The organism is Herbidospora solisilvae (assembly GCF_009901565.1).
GTDB lineage: Bacteria > Actinomycetota > Actinomycetes > Streptosporangiales > Streptosporangiaceae > Herbidospora > Herbidospora solisilvae.
The window spans coordinates 117,853-134,508 of record NZ_WXEW01000013.1; the positions used below are offsets into that span (position 1 = coordinate 117,853).

A 16,656-nucleotide genomic window follows, 5' to 3' on the forward strand; every position below is an offset into this window, starting at 1 on the left:
TACCCTTTCGGGCGGATCAACTCCCGGTGGCCTCGATCAATTCCAGGGCAACCTTCAGTGACGCCTCATACTTCTCGTTCTCGTCGATCTTCGGGTCGGGCAGCATGAAGCCGACCGCGTGGATGGCGAACAGGGCCAGGCCGTGCTTGAGCCGGAGCGTCAGCGGCTGGTCGTGGTCGATCAGCAGCTCGCTGAGCTCGATCACCTTCTCGCGCATGCGCAGCATCACGGGGTGGTGCTTCATCGCGGTCGGGTTGCGCTCCATGAAGCGGGTGATCGCGCGGCCCTCGTAGGCGCCCTCGGCGTAGCGGACGATCGCCGCGCGGCGGACCTCGGGCGTGACGGCGTCGTGGGCGCGCAGCTCGTCGATGATCACGTCGAGCTTCGCGATGCGGTCGATGATCATGCCCGCGACGATGTCTTCCTTGGTCTTGAAGTGGTAGTAGAGGGCCGCCTTGGTCACCCCCAGCGCCTCGGCGATCTCGCGGAGCGAGGTCGCCTCATAGCCCTGCTCGGTGAACAGTTCGAGCGCGATCTCCTGGATGCGCGCACGGGTGTCTCGGGTCTCCCGAGGGGCGAACGCACGTTCGCTCATGGCGTTTGGTCGTCCTTTTAATTCAACTTGACGGGCGGCTAGTACGGACCTTACCTTAACTCCGGCCACTTGCCGGTCGGCAAGTAAGTTCATGGGTTAACAAGGGGGCCCCGTAATGTCGGAAACCGCCGCCAGTCCACCTCCGGCGCGGTCCAGAGAAGTCATGATCATCCTGCCGGGACTGCTCCTGGCCATGATGCTCGCCTTCCTCGACAACATGATCGTCGGCACCGCGATGCCCCGCATCGTCGGCGAGCTGAACGGTCTCGAATACTTCACGTGGGTCACCACCGCCTACATCCTGGGCACGACGGTGTCCACGCCCATCTGGGGCAAGCTGGGCGACCTCTACGGCCGCAAGACCGTCTTCCTCACCTCGATCGTCATCTTCCTGGTCGGCTCGGCCCTGTGCGGCATGGCCGGCTCGTCGTTCTTCGGCGGCGTCGACAACGGCATGACCGAGCTGATTGCCTTCCGCGCGATCCAGGGCCTCGGCGCGGGCGGCCTCATCGTCGGCGTGATGGCCATCATCGGCGACCTGGTGCCGCCGCGTGAGCGCGGTCAGTACCAGGGCATCATGGCCGCGATCATGTCGCTCGCCATGATCGCCGGCCCCCTCGCCGGCGGCTTCATCACCGACCACCTCGACTGGCGCTGGGCCTTCTACGTGAACCTGCCGCTCGGCGGCGTCTCGCTGGTGTGGCTCTGGCTCAAGCTCGACCTGCCCAAGAAGCGCACCGAGCACCGCATCGACTGGTTCGGCGCGATCATCCTCACGGTCGGGATCACCGCTTTGGTCCTGATCACCTCATGGGGCGGCCAGAGCCATGGCTACCCGTGGGGATCGTGGCAGATCATCGGCCTGGGCGTGCTGGCCGTCGTGTCGTTCGCGGCGTTCATCCCGGTCGAGCGGCGCGCCCCCGAGCCGATCATGCCCCTGCACGTGTTCAAGGACCGCAACTTCAACCTGATCTCGGGTGTCGGTTTCCTGCTCGGCTTCGCGATGTTCGGCGCGATCTCCTTCCTGCCGCTGTTCCAGCAGCTCGTGCAGGGCGCGACCGCGACCAACTCCGGCCTGCTCCTGCTGCCGATGATGGCGGCCTCGATGGTCGTCTCGCTCTACGTCGGCAAGCGCATCACCGCGACCGGCAAGTACAAGGCGTTCCCCGTCATCGGCGGTGTGATCATGGCCATCGGCATGGGCCTGCTCACGCTGATGGACGTCAGCACCCCGCTCTGGCAGACCGGGGTGTTCATCGCCGTGCTCGGCCTCGGCATGGGCTTCCTGATGCAGACCACCATGCTGATCGCGCAGAACAGCGTGGAGCAGAAGGACCTGGGCGTGGCCTCCAGCGCCTCGACCTTCTTCCGCTCGATCGGCGGCTCGTTCGGCGTGGCCCTGTTCGGCGCGGTGTTCAACAACCACCTGGCCGACAGCCTGCGCGAGAAGTTCGGCGAGCGGTCGGCCGACATGGTCGCCAGCGGCGGCCAGATGAGCCCGGCGGCCCTGGCGCAGCTCCCCCCGCAGATCAAGACCGGCTTCCTGGAGTCGCTCGCGGGCGCGATCAGCGGCGTCTTCCTCTGGGCGATCGTTTTCGCGGTGGTGGTCCCGATCCTGGCGGCCTTCATCAAGGAGGTCCCGCTGCGGGGCGGCCCCGAGCAGCTCAGCAAGGAGGAGCCGGTGGCGGCCCTCTAGACCCTTTTTCCGGTACGGCCCCCGCCCAGGCGGGGGCCGTATTCGTTTTGAACCCCGGGCCGGTGTCAGGCGTCATGGGATCATGAAGCGTTCGACGCCGCCGGCGATCCTCCTGCTGATCGCGGCCTGTACGCCCGCTCCCCTCACCGCCCCCGCGCCCTGCCCGGAGACCTGGACCGGGACGGCGCCCGAGGAGACGACCGTCGACGGGGCGGCCGACATGCTGGTTCCCGGCACCCCCGCCGGGGCGCTGATGTGCGCCTATCCGGGAAGCAACATGACCGAGGGCGAGACGCTGGGAGGTCAGCGGACTCTGTCGCCGGACGAGACGGCGCGGATGGCCCGGGACCTGAACCACCTGCCTGGGGAAGGAGATGACCGCCGCGTACCGGACCGGGAAGTGGACCACCCCCCGACGTGAGGACCCCTGCCACCGGTCGCTCGGGCGGCGCGGCCAGGAGTTCGAGATGGTCCCCGGCCGACCCGTCGGCGTGCTGGTCTGCGGGAAGGACTCGAAGCGCGATCACGGCCGTGACGTGGCCCTCGCGCTCGCCGGCGACCTGAACGCGATCCCGGCCGCGCCGGGCGCGGGGTCGTGCACCGGCACGGCGACGGAGTGGTACGACCTCCAGTTCCGCTACGCCGACGGTCCGGGAGTGGGGGTGTCGGTGCGGGTGGGCTGCCGCCCGCCGGTCCACAACGGCAGCCTCGACGGGACCGGGGAGTTCCCCCAGTTGAGGGCGCTGTCCCAGGGCGGATGACGGGAGCCCCGGCCGATGGCGCAGTTCAGGTTGACGAAGCCGGCCGCTGCTGATGGTCAGGTGAGGCGCGGTGGGCGAGGCCTGGCGGCGGGCGCTGCCCGCCGGACTCGTCATACGGGAGTCGACATGGCGGCCCATCCGAACGGACGATCTCTCCCTCCAAAGGAGGATGGCCGGGTGGCGCCGGGTGCGTCAGCGTTGAACACATGAATCGACTACGGGGAAGTCTGGCCGCGCTCCTGGTCTTGGTGGTGACGGCGGCCTGCGGAACGCAGAACGCGGCGGCGCCGCCGCCCGGCGCCACGCCGAAACACGGTCACGGGGCCTCCACGGCGCCCGCGCAGCCGCTGCGCGACGGCGAGCGGTTCGTCACGCTGACGATGCCGGAGCCGTACACCCCCAAGGGACCCAACGGCGCGTCCGACGACTACCGGTGTTTCCTCATCGACCCCGGCACCCAGGGCACCGGCTTCCTGACCGGCGCCCAGTTCCAGCCGCTCAACCTGGCCATCGTCCACCACGCGATCTTCTTCCGCCTGGCACCGGAACAGGTCGCCGAGGCGAAGAGGATGGACGCCGCCGCCCCCGGCCAGGGCTGGACCTGCTTCGCCGACGCGGGCGTCAGGGAGGCCGGATGGGTGGCCCACTGGGCGCCGGGCGACCGCGAGACGCTGCTCGACCCGAAGTACGGCCACCCGATCCCGCCGGGCAGCCAGCTCGTCATGCAGGTTCACTACAACACCCGCGCGGGCGACGGGGCCGACCAGTCGGCGATCCGGCTGCGGGTCAGCGACAAGCAGCTGGAGCCCCTCGGCACCGCCCTGTTCCCGGCCGCCGTCGAACTGCCCTGCGCCCCCGGGGAGTCGGGGCCGCTCTGCGACCGGAAGGCCGCCGTCGAGGACATCGGCCGCCGGTTCGGGGCCGAGTCGGCGCGCATGCAGGGCTTCCTGACCGAGATGTGCGGCCCGGCCGAGCCGGGACCCACGCAGCACTGCGACATCCCCGTGCCGCGGGAGGGCCTGCTGCACGCCCTGGCCGGGCACATGCACCTGCTCGGCCGGTCGATCAAGATCGAGCTCAACCCCGGCAAGCCGGACGCGCGGACCCTGCTCGACGTGCCCGATTACAACTTCGACGACCAGGCGCTGCGCCCGCTCCCCGCGCCGGTGAAGGTCGGCGAGGGCGACGTGGTGCGGGTGACCTGCACCCACGACGCGAAGTTGCGGGGCATGCTGCCGCAGCTGGCGAACGACCCGGCCCGCTACGTCGTGTGGGGCGAGGGGACCGCCGACGAGATGTGTCTGGGGGTCGCCATCATGTCGGCCTGAGCTACTGTTCCTCGCCATGGGGCACTCGCACGGGCCGGCCGCGCCCGCCGACCGCACAACCGTCCTGGCCGTGCTGGCCGTGATCCTGCCGCTGGCGGCCGCGACGCTCGTGGCGCTGGTCTTCTTATGGCCGGGCGACGTGAAGAAGACGGAGGAGCCGCGGATCCCCGAGCTCACCGGGGTGATCACCTCCGTCTCGGGGGAGAAGGCGATCGTCGAGTTCTCGGTGTTCCACCAGGTCACCGCGATGTTGCCGACCGCGCCGGGGTCGGCGACCTTCGCCGAGGGCGACAAGGTGGTCGTGCTCGACCTGCAGGACGGCACCTACGCCGTCTCCGACCACGACCGCTCGTCGTCGTTGTGGTTGTTCGGGGCGGCGTTCGCGCTGGCGGTGATCGCCTTCGGACGGTGGAAGGGGATCACCGCCCTGGCCGGCCTCGCGATCACCTTCGGGCTGCTGCTCACGTTCGTGCTCCCGGCCATCCTGGCGGGGCAACCGCCGTTGCTGGTCGCCGTCGTCGGCGCCGCGGCGATCATGTTGATCGTCCTGTACGTCACCCACGGCGTCACCGTGCCCACCTCGGTGGCCGTGATCGGCACCCTGGTCAGCCTGGCCCTCACGGGCCTGCTGTCGCTGCTGGCCATCGACTGGGCCCACCTGAGCGGCGTGAGCGACGACAGCAGCTGGTTGCTGGGCACGAGCCACCAGATCAACACCCAGGGCCTGCTGCTGGCGAGCATCATCATCGGCTCGCTCGGCGTGCTCGACGACGTCACGGTCACCCAGGCCGCCACGGTCGCCGAACTCGCCCACGCCAACCCGGGATACACCGCCCGGCAGCTCTACCGGGCCGCCACCCGGGTCGGGCGGGCGCACATCGCCTCGGTCATCAACACGATCGTGCTCGCGTACGCCGGAGCGTCGCTCCCGCTGCTGCTGCTCATCAGCGTCGGGAACGAGCCCCTGGGTGAGGTGCTGGCCGGGCCGGTGGTTGCCCAGGAGCTGGTCCGGAGCATCGTGGGCACGATCGGGCTGGTCGCGGCGGTGCCCATCACGACGGCGCTCGCCGCGCTGACCTGCAGGAGGCGGACCCGTTCGGCCGGGGACGTACCCGAACGGGCCCACGACCTGGTGACCGGTTAGGCGCGGCGCAGGTAGTAGCCGTACGACCAGCCGGTCGTGCCCCTCTTCGTGGTCACCTTGACCCAGCCCCTCTCACGGACCGGGGACCCCTGGACGGTCGCCCGCCACTTCAGCTTGCCGACCACCCGATGGCCCAGGCCCGGCCCCGACCGGACGTTGAGGTGGCTGCCCTTGCGGACGTGCTGGACCCGGTACTTCACCGAGGTCCCGGCCGCCACGACCGTCAGGTAGCCGAACGCGGTCGGGTAGGTCTGCCCCTGGCAGGCGACGGAGACCGAGTAGGTGCCCGGCTTCGTGCCCGACCACACGGTGGCCCTCCCGGTGGCCCGCACGCCGTTGGGCAGCAGCGTGACGCTGCGGCCCCACGCCGGCGAGTAGGCGTAGCCCGGCCGGTTGGGGCACGCCTTGGTGCGGAGCCGGACGGTCTGGCCGGCGTGGACGGTGGAGGGGGCGGCGTTCACGGCCAAGCCGGAGGACGCGGCGGAGGCCGTGGCGGGGAGCGCGGTGCTCGCGCCGGCCGGGAGGGCCAGGCAGAGCACGGTCGCTGTGGCGAGGACGGCGGGCTTGACGAGATCCATGATCTCACTCCTTACGTACCAGGCAGGCTTTTGACCTGCTGTTACTACCAAGAGTAATCGCATGATTACTTATTGTGAATACCTTGGCGCAGATCTGGTTGCCAACCTCACTCCGCGTCATTGAGTAGCCCCCTACTCAGGCGGGACACACGCCGTCGTGGCGATAGTCGACGGAGCACCTCGCGCGTTCCCCCTCCGCCGACGACACAAAGGTGCACTGCCATGCCCCGATTCCGTGATCGGCCGCGCTCGCAGACTACGAGAACCCACTTCTTCTACGCCGTCGTGATGGCGGCTCGCCCGTGGCAGTGGACGAAGAACGTGCCCGTCCTGGTCCCGGTGTGCGTCGCCGGGCAGCCGCTCACCGCTGACCTGTTCCTCGTCGCCGCCGCGTTCACGGCCTGCTGTCTGAGCGCGTCGGGGATCTACCTGCTCAACGACGTCCGGGACGCCCCGCAGGACCGGGCGCACCCCGTCAAACGCCAACGGCCGATCGCCGCCGGTCTGCTGCCGGCCGGGCCCGCGCTGGCGACCTCGGCGGTGCTCATGGCCGCCGGTGTCGCCGTGGCCGGCCCCGCCCGGCCCGCGGTGACGGCATACCTGGCGGTGGCGGTGGCCTACTGCCTGCTCCTGCGCAACTTGGTGGGGCTCGACCTGCTCGCCGTCGCGGCCGGGTTCGGGTTCCGGCTGGTCGCCGGGTACCTGTGCGTCGGCGCCGCCCCAGATCTTTGGCTGACCGGCGCGGTCGTGGTGGCGGCGCTGCTCATGGCCGCCGGCAAGCGGTACGGCGAGGCGGTCACCCAGGGCGGCGCCGTCACCCGGCGGGCGCTGGCCCGGTACCGGCCCGCCCACCTGCGCTCCCTGATCGTCGCGACGTCGTGCACGGCCGCGGCGATCTACACGACCGGTGCTCTGGGGCTGTTCCTCGACAGGGGAGAGCTCGTTCCGCTGCTGTCGGCGGCGCCGTTCACCGCCGCCCTGGGCAGGTACGCCGCCACGGCGCTGGCCGGACGGGCGGGCGACGTCGACCAGGTGGTCCACCGGGACCGCGTCCTGCACGCGCTCGCGGCGACCTGGTGCGGGCTCTTCGTGATCGGGACACTGATGTCATGACGCTGCTGACAGGCTGGGGCCGGATGGAGCCCACCCGCTCCACCGTCCTGAGCGGCGACGACGAACGACTCGCGGACGCCGTCCGTGGGGCCGGGCCCCGGGGGGTGCTGGCGCGCGGCTCCGGACGATCGTATGGAGACGCGGCCGGGAACAGCGGCGGCGTCGTGCTGGACATGACGGCACGGCACCGGATCCTGTCCTTCGACCGCGCCGCCGGGCTGATCCGGGTGGAGGCCGGGCTCACCCTCGACGCCCTGCTGCGGGCCGTCGTCCCGGCCGGGTGGTGTCCGCCCGTGCTGCCCGGCACCGCGCACGTCACGGTGGGCGGAGCGATCGCGGCCGACGTGCACGGCAAGAACCACGCGGATGCCGGATCGTTCGGGGACCACGTGACCTCCGTCGACCTCCTGACGGCCGACGGGACGGCGCACACACTGACCCACCGGGACGCCCTGCTCCGGGCCACGATGGGCGGCATGGGCCTGACCGGGGTCGTCCTGCGGGCCGATCTGCGACTGCGCCCGCTGGACACCGCTTGGGTCACGCTCGTCCATCGGCGCGTCGACGGCCTCCGCGGGTTGCTCGACGGCCTGTCGGCCGTCGCTCCCGGGTGGCACGCGGTGGCCCGGCTCGATCCGTCGGCCGGGAGAGGGGTGCTCAGCCTGTCGGCTCCCGCCCGGCTTCGAGAGGTGCCGACAGTGCATCGCGCCGAGCCGCTGCGCTACCTGGCGCCCCGGCCGCTGCCGTGCCCGCCGCTGCCGCTCGCCGGGCTGGCCCGTCCCCGGCTCGTGGGGGCCGCCAACCGGCTGCTCGGGCTTGGACGGCGTACGGTCCGTGAGGTTCGCCCGCTGCCGGTCGCGATGTTCCCCCTCGACCGGATCACCGGCTGGAATCGCGTCTACGGGCGGTCCGGCCTGCTCCAATACCAGTTCGTCGTGCCCGCTTCGGCCGAGGCGGAGCTGGCCGAGGCGCTGCGGATGGTGGCGGGGGCGCCTGTGGGCGTACCGCTGCTGGTGCTGAAACGCCTCGGGCGAGCCGGCCCCGGGCTGCTGTCCTTCCCGATGGACGGCTGGACGCTGGCCGCCGACTTCCCGGCCCACCCGGCGCTCGCGCCGCTGCTGGCCCGCCTCGACGCCTTGGTCGCCGCCGCGGGCGGGCGGGTCTACCTGGCGAAGGACGCCGGGACCGACCCGCGGCACCTGCCCGCCATGTATCCCGGGCTGACCGAGTTCCGGCGCCTGCGGGGACACTGGGACCCCGCAGGCGTGTTCCGCTCCGACCTCGCGAGGAGGCTGTCGTTGTGATGGACGGGCTGCGCCGCCCCCAGTCGATGGTCCTTCTCGGCGGGACCTCCGAACTGGGTCTCGCGATCGCGCGGCGATATCTCGCCATGGGGCCGTTGCGCGTCGTGCTGGCGGGCCGGCCCTCGCGTCTTCTCGAGGAGGCCGCCGCCGACCTGGCCGCCGCCGGGGCGCAGGTCGAGATCGTGCCGTTCGACGCCGCCGAGCCCGCCACCCACGAGGCGGCACTGGGCGCCTGTTTCGCGGGCGGTGACGTCGACCTGGCCGTCGTCGCCTTTGGCCTGCTGCCCGACCAGGACACGGCGCTGCGCGACCCGGCTCTGGCGGTCCGGACCGCGTCCGTCAACTACACCGGTGCGGTGAGCGCCGGGGTCCTGCTCGCCCGGGAGATGACCGTCCAGGGCCACGGCGTCATCGTCGTGCTCTCCTCCGTCGCGGGCGAGCGTCCCCGCCCGGCCAATTTCCTGTACGGCTCCGCCAAGGCCGGCCTCACCGCCTTCACCCGGGGCCTGGCCGGCCACCTGGGCGGCACCGGCGTCCGCGTGCTGCTGGTCCGCGCCGGGTTCGTGCACACCCGGATGACCGCCGGCCTCTCCGTCCCACCGCTTGCCACCACTCCTGACGCGGTGGCGGAGGCCGTCGTCGACGCCGTCTGGCGGGGGAGCGGGGATGTCTGGGTGCCTCGTGCGGCCCGGCCGGTCGCCCTGCTGCTGCGCCTGTTACCCCACGCCGTTCTGCGCCGACTCCCGTGAGGAGCCACCATGCACTCCGTCAGCGTGATCGGGGTCGTCGTCGACGACGACGGCCGCGTCCTGCTCCAGCGCCGCTGTGACAACGGCGCCTGGGAACCTCCGGGAGGCGTTCTGGAGATGGACGAACGCATCGCCGACGGGTTGTGCCGCGAGGTCCGCGAGGAGACCGGTCTGGAGGTCCGCGCGGTCCGGCTGACCGGCGTGTACAAGAGCATGCCGGCCGCCGTCGTGGAACTGGTCTTCGCCTGCGAGGTGACGGGCGGGCGCCTGACCCTGTCGGAGGAGAGCACCGCCTTCCACTGGGCCTCCCCGGCCGATCTCGCCCTGTTCACCACGGAGGCCTTCGAGGTCCGCATCCGCGATGCCCTCCCGCCCGGGGGTACGCCGTTTGTGCGGGAACACGACGGATTCCGCCTGGTCTGATGTCACCGGCCGGGTCCGGCCCACGGGTTCAGCAGGTGGACCGCCAGCGCCGCCACGAGCCACCGGGGAGGAATGACGGAGACGGCGCCGAGCAGCACCGGCGGGAACGCCCACTGGTAGAGGCGGACCGTCCCGGTCGCCACCAGCAGTTGCCCGTATCCGATCACGACGGCGGTGACCAGCATCGGCGTGAACGACGCGTCGACCGCGAGCAGCGCCAGCGTTCCCGCGCCCCACGGCAGCAGCAGCTCCCTCAGGCTGAACCAGCGGTCCATGTGGGAGAGCAGCCCGGTTCGTACCGGGTGGGCGAGCAGTTCCTCCTCCCCCATCGGGTCGGGGCCGGTTCGCACGGCCAGGCGCAGTCCGGCGGAGACGGCGAGGGCGGCCAGGGGGAGGGGGTGCCAGGCGAAGCAGGCGGCGAAGAGCGGCGAGGTCTCCTTGATCGCGGCCGCGACAATGGCCGCCGCCAGAGCCGGGGCCCACCAGCCGTGCTGGAGCAGCACCGCGCACCCCAGGCTCCACGCCATCGCCGGCGCCTCGACCAGAACCGGCCGGAACAGGCTGCTTCGCCAGAGCCCGGTCAGTCCGCACACCATGAGGCCGCCGACCGTCCGGGCCGTCTGGTCGGCGATCCACGGTTCGAGCCACAGTGTCGTCAGCGGCGGCAGCGCCAGCAGGTGCAGCCGGGTGGACCATTGCCAGCGGCCCGGCGCGGCACCGAGCACCCGGGGCAGCAGCCACCGGCCGGCGAACGGGTGAGGGACCGGGCGCCCCGCCCCCGCCGCGAGATACCGGTGCCCGTCGGGGCTGATCGCCACGGACGAGAGGTTCGCGACGCCGATCAGCAGCAGCACCGCCCCGCCCACCGCCGACCACGCGGCCGCGATCACGCGCGGCTCAGTTCGGCCCGTTCGCGCCTGGCCCGCGCCAGCCACGCGGAGGCGCCCGACTCGGCCAGGGTGGTGATCGCCTCGTCGTAGGCGCGCCGGGCCCGGTCGCCGTGGCCGGTCCGGGCGTAGGCGGCGGCCAGCGCGGTGCGGGCCAGGCCTTCCTCGTACAGTTCGTCGCGGTCGCGGAAGGTGGCGGCGGCCTCCTCCAGGGCGGCCGAAGCGGCCGTGCCGTCGCCCTCGGCCAGCAGGAGCTCGGCCCGGACCAGCAGACACCACGCCACGCCCGCGCTGTCGGACAGCTCGCCGAACACGGCCTGGGCGCGGTCGAGCAGGGCGGACGACTCCCGATGCCGGGCCGACAACGCCAGCACCCAGGCGAGGTCGACGTTCGATCTGGCCTGTCCCGCCGGGTCGCCGTGTTCGGCGAACAACCGTGCGCAGACCGTGAGAGGTTCCTCGGCGGCGGCCAGGTCGCCGCGCTCGCGAGCCAGCACCCCCAGGCTGCGCAGGGCGTGCGCCTCGCCCCACCGGTCGCCGAGCTCACGGAAGCGGGGGAGGGATCGGGCGAAGTAGGCCGCGGCGGCGTCGCCGTCGCCCTGCCGCATGGTGACCCAGCCGAGGTGGTTGGTGACGTAGGCGACGCCGACCGCGTCGCCGACGTCGTCCCAGGCCGGAAGGCAACGTTCCAGGTACTCCCTGGCCTCCGCCAGCCGGCCGCGGTCCATGGCCAGTTCGCCCAGGTTGTTCAGGGCGGCCGCCTGGCCGAGCCGGTTGCCGATGCGGTCGAAGAGCTCCAGGCACAGCCGGAAGCACTCCGCGGCCCGGTCCAGGTCGCCCTGGTCGCGGTACGCGTTGCCGAGGTTGCGGAGCGTCCACCCCTCGCCACGCGCGTTCCCGGCCGCACGGACCGCCTCCAGGGCCAGTTCGTGAGTGCGCACCCAGTCGGCCCACAGCGCCCGGACACGGAAGAAGTAGTGCATCGAGTCGGCCAGCTCCCAGGCGCACTCCCACAGGCCCTCACCGTGAGCGCGGGCGATGGCGGCGATCAGGGTGTCGTACTCGGACTCGAACCACGCGTAGGGCTGCCCGGCCAGCCGGTCGAGGTGGTCGGCGGGCAGCGGCCACAGGCGGGCCAGCGTCGGGTCGGGATCGCGCTTGCTGTGCGGCGACAGGAAGTACAGGGCCCGCTTGGCGATGGCGAGCAGTGCGCCCAGGGCGCGTTCGACGGCGGCGCGGCGCTCCGACTCGGAGTCCTCGGCCATGGACCGCTCCGCGGCGAACAGGCGCAGCAGGTCGTGATGGCGGTAGCGCAGCTCGCCGGTCGCGTCTTCGGGCATCGGTTCGAGCAGGTGAAGCTCGGCCAGCTCCTCGGCCAGCTCCTCGCCCCGGCCGACCGGGACGTCGAGCAGGGCGGCCAGCAGCCAGCCGGGGAAACTCGGCATGCCCAGAAACCCGGACAGCCGCAGGGCCCGCTGCGCGTCGGGGCCGATGTCGCGGTAGCTCAGCATGAAGGAGCCCTTCACGTCCAGGTCGCCGAGCGAGAGCTCGCCCAGCCGGGTGCGTTCGGCCGCCAGCGCCGCCGCCATCCGGCTCACCCGCCAGTGGCGGCGGACGGCCAGCTTCCCGGCGACGATCCTGATCGCCAGCGGCAACCCCCCGCACAGCCGGACCGTCTCGGCCGCGGCCTCCGGTTCCGCGCCGACCCGGTCAGGCCCCGCGATCGCGGCGAGCAGCGCGAGCCCGTCGCCGGCCGGAAGCGCCGGCAGCGGCAGCGACAACGCCCCTTCCAGCGCCGCCAAGGGCCGGCGGCTGGTGACCAGGACGGCGTGTCCGGCACCGGCCAGCAGCGGCCGGACCTGGCGTTCGTCGCGGGCGTTGTCGAGCAGCACGATCGACCGGCCCCGGCCCAGAGCGGTCCGGTAGAGGGAGGCCCGCTGATCGAGGTCATGCGGGATGCGGGACTCGGGCACACCCAGCGACCGGAGGAAACCCGTCAGCACCTCACCGGGATCGCGCGGGTCGTCGCCGTGGCCGCGGAGGTCGGCGTACAACTGGGCGCCGCCGAAACCGCCGTGCGGACCGGCGAGACCGGCGGCGACGCGGGTGGCGAAGGCGCTCTTGCCGATGCCGCCGAGCCCCGAGACGGTCAGCAGGCCACCACTGGCGGTCATGTGGGTGAGGGCCTCCCGCAGTTCGGCGTCCCGGTCGGTGAAGTCACCCGGAACGGCGGGCAGGTCGGCCGGGAGGGGCGGCGGCTCCGCGGGCATCTCGATGTGGACGCTGTCGGCGTGCGCGATGGTGACGAGCTTCTCGACGTAGCCGCCGGTGACCACGGTCGCCATCGTGGGGGCGCCTCGGCTTTCCAGCCACTGGGTCAGGGTCGCGTCGCGCGGGTCGTCGGTCAGCCGTGACAGCGCCTCCTGCCCGGCCCGGTCGGCGCGCAGGCGCCGGGCCAGCAAGGGCAGCAGCGTCGTGAGGGTGTCGTCGCCGGCGTCGGCGTCTCCTGGTGTGGTCATCGTCAGAAGGAGACGTCGCCCGTGACCTCGCCGATGGTCACGATCTTGCCGACCTGCGCGTCTCCCGAGACGTGGGTGACGAACGAGACGGCCTTGGGATCGCCGCGCACCTCACCGACCAGCCGGGAGAGCTGCTCGCGGAGCTCCGGATCGGACTCCAGCGCCTTCGACAGCGCCTCGGCCACCGTCTCCCGAGGTTCCTCGGCCTGGTCACCCGCCTCGATGTCGGACATGGCAGCTTCCGCCTCCGGATCGCCGGAGATTCTCGCCTTCACCCGAGTGACCAGGTCGGACAGAGCGCCCGCGGCGCGCGTGCCGAGTTCGCCGCCGAATCCCTCGGCCAGCTTCGCCGCGACGAGGCCCACAACCGTGATAGAGAGAGGATCCACACGATTTCCTTCACTCTCCGTGACCGGATCGTCCGGCTTCGGCGTCCACTCTGGGTGGCCCGGTCCGCCCTGTCAACGGTCTTGGAGAGGAGATCGGTATGGATGTCATCGCCGCCACCGAAGCCGGTTCGGCGCTCGTGCCCAACGAGGACGCGGTGGCCGCCGGGAGGTCGGTCGTCGCGGTGGCCGACGGGGTCACCTCGCTCGGGCTGCCCACCGGCTGCGTCCACGGCACACCGTGGTACGCCGCCTCCCTCGTCCGGGCGATCGTCGCCCACGCGGAGGGCGACCCCCGGCTCCCGCTCGACCGTGCGCTGGCCGAAGCGATCGGGCAGGTGGCCGCGGCCCATGCCGGGACCTGCGATCTGACCGCCCCCGGCACGCCGTCGGCCACCGTGGCGGTGATCCGGGAGTACGCCGGGCGGTTCGACCACCTCGTGCTCAGCGACGCCACCGTGGTCGTCGGCGGCACGGCGATCCGCGACCGGCGGGCCGAGAACCTGTTCGGCGAGCTCGCGGCGGCGGCGATGAGGACGCCCATGGGGAGCGCGGAACGGCGCGAGCGCACGGCGGAGATGATCGAGGCTCAGCGGCTGCTGCGCAACGCGCCGGGCGGCTACTGGCTCGCGGGGGCCGCTCCTGAGGCGGCCGGGCACGCGCTGACCGGCAGCGTGCCCGCCACCGGGACCGGGCCGGCCGCGGTGATGACCGACGGCGCCGCCGCGCTGGTCGATCTCTACGGACAGCTCACCTGGCGCGCCGCGCTGCCGTGGCTGGCGGAGGCCGGGCCGGAGGGGTGGCTGCGCCGGGTCCGCGCGGTCGAGGCGAGCGACCCCCGGGGTCGTCGCTGGCCCCGGCACAAGCCCGGCGACGACGCGACCATCGCGTTGTGCCGCCCGTCTTCCGGGAAGTGAATCATCGGGCCGTACTGTGGAAGTGCCGGGACGTTGAAGGAGGACCAATTCCATACTAAGTTTGTAGGAAAAGTGGAGGTTAGTGTGACTCTGCCCGGCTTCCTGGTCATCGGGGCCCCGAAGGCCGCCACGACCGCCCTGCACGCCGCGCTCAGCGCCCACCCGGACCTGTACCTGTCCGCGGTGAAGGAGCCGAAGTTCTTCCTCTCCGACGGCCCGCCGCCCGACAGGGGCGGGCCCGGCGACGCGGAGACCTACCGCGAGCACGTGTGGCGCCGCGACGACTACGAGGCCCTGTTCCGGCCGGGCTACCTGAACGGCGAGTCGACCCCGTTCTACCTGTACGACCGGGACGCCCACCGGCGCATCAAGGCGCTCATCCCCGAGGTCCGGCTCATCGTGGTCGTGCGCGACCCGGTCGAGCGGGCGCACTCGAACTGGACCCACCTGTGGTCGGCCGGGCTGGAGCCCGTCGGCGACGTCGTCGAGGCCTGCGCCCGCGAGCCCGAGCGGATCAGGGCCGGGTGGGCGCCCTTCTGGCACTACGTCGGCCTGGGCAAGTACGGCGAGCAGCTCCGCGACCTCTACGACCTGTTCACCGAGGAGCAGGTGCTCGTCTTCCGCTACCGGGACCTGCTCGACCGGCCGGCGGAGACCCTCGACCGCATCTGCGGGCATCTCGGCGTGCGTACCGGGGTGATCTCCGAGGTGCCCCGGGAGAACGTGACCGTGCACCCCCACGAGACGGTGCTCCACCAGGTGTTGTCGCAGGTGGTGCGGGTGGGCGACCGGCTGGGCGGGCAGGCGCTGACCGCGCCGCTGGCCCGGGTGCTCCAGCGCGACGGCAAGGCGCGGCGGCCCCTCACGTGGGAGCAGCGGCAGGAGCTGATCCCCTACTTCACCGACGACATCAAGCTGCTGGAAGAGGTGACGGGGGAGGACTTCTCCGACTGGATCCGGCCCCGCGACCGTTCGGGCGGCCAGGTCGGCCACCGCCCGACCGGTCAGGGCCAGGCGCGCAACGGGCGGCCCCGATAGCCGCCTGACCGGCCACGGACGACTCGTCGCGGCGGGTCGGGGGAGCGGTGGCCGGCGCCGGGTGCGGCGCCTGGGCGGGGCGGGCGTCGGCGCCGGGCGGGCGGAGCCGTAACGGAGAAAGAGCTTCGACCCGCGCCGATGGCCGGTGAGGCGGCGGCGCGGGTTCCGTCAGATGAGTTCGGTGCGCAGGTCGTGGGCGCCGTCGGGGCGGGTCCACTCGTAGAAGATGCGCCGGCCGCCGCCCGGCAGGTCGAGGATGTCGAGGTAGCGCAGGCCGCCGTGGGGTGACTCGGCGTGCGGGTGGTCGCCCACGGCCGTCAGGGTCGACGGGTCGGGGCCGGTCGCGACGCCGGTGCGCTCCTCGTAGTTCTCGGCCGCGCTGGCCCGGCCGTCGTAGTAGGCCAGCACCCCGTCGTCGGTGAACCGGACCGCCGAGATGCGCACGCCGCGGGAGTCCCAGGCGCCGGGACGGCGGTCGAGGGCGGTGCCGTGCCACGACCAGTCGCGCCCGTCGGGGCTGGTCGCGTAGTCCGTGACCATCTGGTCGGCCTCTTCGGGGACCTCCAGCGGGTGGCAGGACGCCCACAGGTGCCACTGGCCGCCGTGGTGGACGATCACCGGGTCCTTCACGCCCGTCTTGAGGTCGCCGGGCAGCACCACGCGGGCGGTCTCCGGGTCGAAGTCCTCGGGGCGGGCGGCCTCCAGCAGCTCGACCCGCCAGTGCTTGGTGCCGTAGGTCGCGCAGCTCAGGTAGAGGCGCCAGCCGCCCTCGGGGGTCAGCACGAGAGTGGGCCGCTCCAGCGACTCGGTCCGCATCTGGTCTTTGGTGATCGTCAGCACCGGCTCGTAACGCTCGCCGTCGTCGGAGCGGGCGATCTGGATCGCGTAGCCGCGGCCCTCGCCGATGGGACGGCGCAGCCGGTAGGCCAGGTAGATCGTGCCGTCGGGCGTCGCCACGGCGCTCGGCGCGCCGGCCCAGAAGCCGGGGCCGTCTCCCGGCGGGGGGATCGCCACGACGGAGCGCTGAGGCTGGGGGAGGAACATTCCGGAGTCTCCAAGGATCACACGTCGACGATAGACAGCGAGGTGGAGGGGTCAAAGGGGCTTTGCCGGTCGTTGACTCGGCAAACCCTACCCTTTTACTAGGTTTTCAGCCGGTGAACCCTCCCGGGAAGCGCCGCGTATCTCCGCCCGTAAGGGAGCTTCGCGAACCTCCGC

17 protein-coding genes are annotated in these 16,656 nt (G+C 72.2%); 11 read left to right on the forward strand and 6 right to left on the reverse strand.

The features are described from left to right. Positions 1-16: 16 nt before the first annotated feature. Entirely contained in the window at positions 17-595 is a 579-nt protein-coding gene (locus GT755_RS41455) for a TetR/AcrR family transcriptional regulator (RefSeq protein WP_161484034.1), read from the reverse strand. 163 nt (positions 596-758) lie between these two features. Here GT755_RS41455 and GT755_RS35990 point away from each other — a divergent pair, with 163 nt between their 5' ends. From GT755_RS35990 to GT755_RS36010, 5 genes are all read left to right on the forward strand, one after another. Beyond that, on the forward strand, positions 759-2,291 hold the full coding sequence (locus tag GT755_RS35990) for an MDR family MFS transporter (RefSeq protein WP_235968151.1): 1,533 nt from the start codon (positions 759-761) through the stop codon (positions 2,289-2,291). An 82-nt stretch (positions 2,292-2,373) separates the two neighbouring features. Beyond that, positions 2,374-2,712, forward strand: a complete 339-nt coding sequence (locus tag GT755_RS35995) for a hypothetical protein (protein ID WP_161484036.1) — start codon at positions 2,374-2,376, stop codon at positions 2,710-2,712. Next, the gene (locus GT755_RS36000; protein WP_161484037.1) at positions 2,666-3,052 is read left to right on the forward strand and encodes a hypothetical protein; all 387 of its coding nucleotides are present in this window, start codon (positions 2,666-2,668) and stop codon (positions 3,050-3,052) included. Before GT755_RS35995 ends, GT755_RS36000 begins: the two co-directional genes overlap by 47 nt. A gap of 206 nt (positions 3,053-3,258) precedes the next feature. Further along, the gene (locus GT755_RS36005) at positions 3,259-4,380 is read left to right on the forward strand and encodes a monooxygenase (RefSeq protein WP_161484038.1); all 1,122 of its coding nucleotides are present in this window, start codon (positions 3,259-3,261) and stop codon (positions 4,378-4,380) included. 16 nt (positions 4,381-4,396) lie between these two features. Then, positions 4,397-5,524, forward strand: a complete 1,128-nt coding sequence (locus tag GT755_RS36010; RefSeq protein WP_161484039.1) for a YibE/F family protein — start codon at positions 4,397-4,399, stop codon at positions 5,522-5,524. On the opposite strand, the gene GT755_RS36015 is transcribed toward GT755_RS36010, so the two are convergent. Further along, on the reverse strand, positions 5,521-6,102 hold the full coding sequence (locus tag GT755_RS36015; RefSeq protein ID WP_161484040.1) for an SH3 domain-containing protein: 582 nt from the start codon (positions 6,100-6,102) through the stop codon (positions 5,521-5,523). The genes GT755_RS36010 and GT755_RS36015 overlap by 4 nt on opposite strands. Positions 6,103-6,324: 222 nt before the next feature. Here GT755_RS36015 and GT755_RS36020 point away from each other — a divergent pair, with 222 nt between their 5' ends. The 4 genes from GT755_RS36020 to GT755_RS36035 are packed head-to-tail and all read left to right on the forward strand — an operon-like array spanning position 6,325 to position 9,691. Next, a complete protein-coding gene (locus GT755_RS36020; RefSeq protein WP_161484041.1) occupies positions 6,325-7,215 on the forward strand; it encodes a UbiA family prenyltransferase in 891 nt (296 codons plus the stop codon). Further along, entirely contained in the window at positions 7,212-8,519 is a 1,308-nt protein-coding gene (locus tag GT755_RS36025) for an FAD-binding protein (protein ID WP_161484042.1), read from the forward strand. Before GT755_RS36020 ends, GT755_RS36025 begins: the two co-directional genes overlap by 4 nt. Further along, on the forward strand, positions 8,519-9,268 hold the full coding sequence (locus tag GT755_RS36030) for a decaprenylphospho-beta-D-erythro-pentofuranosid-2-ulose 2-reductase (RefSeq protein ID WP_161484043.1): 750 nt from the start codon (positions 8,519-8,521) through the stop codon (positions 9,266-9,268). Before GT755_RS36025 ends, GT755_RS36030 begins: the two co-directional genes overlap by 1 nt. Positions 9,269-9,277: 9 nt before the next feature. Beyond that, a complete protein-coding gene (locus tag GT755_RS36035; RefSeq protein WP_161484044.1) occupies positions 9,278-9,691 on the forward strand; it encodes an NUDIX hydrolase in 414 nt (137 codons plus the stop codon). Positions 9,692-9,693: 2 nt separating this feature from the next. On the opposite strand, the gene GT755_RS36040 is transcribed toward GT755_RS36035, so the two are convergent. From GT755_RS36040 to GT755_RS36050, 3 genes are read right to left on the reverse strand one after another with little or no spacing between them, the layout of a single operon-like run. Next, positions 9,694-10,581: a hypothetical protein gene (locus GT755_RS36040; RefSeq protein ID WP_161484045.1), complete on the reverse strand. Its 888-nt coding sequence runs from the start codon at positions 10,579-10,581 to the stop codon at positions 9,694-9,696. Beyond that, positions 10,578-13,097: a tetratricopeptide repeat protein gene (locus GT755_RS36045; protein ID WP_161484046.1), complete on the reverse strand. Its 2,520-nt coding sequence runs from the start codon at positions 13,095-13,097 to the stop codon at positions 10,578-10,580. The genes GT755_RS36040 and GT755_RS36045 overlap by 4 nt, the downstream gene beginning before the upstream one ends. Positions 13,098-13,099: 2 nt before the next feature. Further along, positions 13,100-13,486: a hypothetical protein gene (locus GT755_RS36050; RefSeq protein WP_161484047.1), complete on the reverse strand. Its 387-nt coding sequence runs from the start codon at positions 13,484-13,486 to the stop codon at positions 13,100-13,102. Between the two features lie 98 nt (positions 13,487-13,584). Between GT755_RS36050 and GT755_RS36055 the strand changes: the two genes are divergently transcribed. Both GT755_RS36055 and GT755_RS36060 read left to right on the forward strand, forming a co-directional pair. Then, complete coding sequence (locus GT755_RS36055; RefSeq protein WP_161484048.1) at positions 13,585-14,400, forward strand: hypothetical protein; 816 nt, start codon at positions 13,585-13,587, stop codon at positions 14,398-14,400. An 84-nt stretch (positions 14,401-14,484) separates the two neighbouring features. Then, positions 14,485-15,438 (forward strand): sulfotransferase family protein, encoded by a 954-nt coding sequence (locus GT755_RS36060; RefSeq protein WP_161484049.1) that lies wholly within the window; start codon positions 14,485-14,487, stop codon positions 15,436-15,438. Between the two features lie 168 nt (positions 15,439-15,606). On the opposite strand, the gene GT755_RS36065 is transcribed toward GT755_RS36060, so the two are convergent. Beyond that, a complete protein-coding gene (locus tag GT755_RS36065; RefSeq protein ID WP_328794735.1) occupies positions 15,607-16,503 on the reverse strand; it encodes a hypothetical protein in 897 nt (298 codons plus the stop codon). Between the last annotated feature and the right edge of the window lie 153 nt (positions 16,504-16,656).